The sequence below is a fragment of the Acinetobacter sp. P37 genome (assembly GCF_057480965.1).
The window spans coordinates 1-496 of the sequence record NZ_JBLIYY010000051.1; the positions used below are offsets into that span (position 1 = coordinate 1).

The window sequence follows — 496 nt, forward strand, 5'->3', positions numbered from 1 at the left end:
TAAATGCCAAAGAAGCCTTTGATGTCCTTGTGATTGGTGGTGGCCCTGCAGGTAATACTTCTGCAATCTATGCTGCACGTAAAGGTATTAAAACCGGTATCGTGGCTGAACGCATGGGCGGTCAGGTTATGGATACCATGGACATTGAAAACTACACGTCGATTCAAAAGACCCAAGGTCCTAAGTTTGCTGCTGAAATGGAAGCACATGTACGTGAGTACGGTGTGGACATCATGAACTTGCAACGTGTATCTGACATCAAAGGTGCAGATCAAACAGCCAATGGCTTGGTTGAAGTGACTTTAGAGAATGGTGCAAAACTTGAATCTAAAGCAGTGATTCTTTCAACAGGTGCACGTTGGAGAGAAATGAACGTTCCGGGTGAACAAGAATACCGTACACGTGGTGTTGCATACTGCCCGCACTGTGACGGCCCATTGTTTAAAGGTAAACGTGTTGCAGTCATCGGTGGTGGTAACTCAGGTGTAGAAGCAGC

1 protein-coding gene is annotated in these 496 nt (G+C 46.2%); it reads left to right on the forward strand.

From position 1 onward, the window contains the following. On the forward strand, positions 1-496 hold a 496-nt coding region (locus tag AC25JC_RS17330), incomplete at both ends, for an FAD-dependent oxidoreductase (protein WP_486924518.1).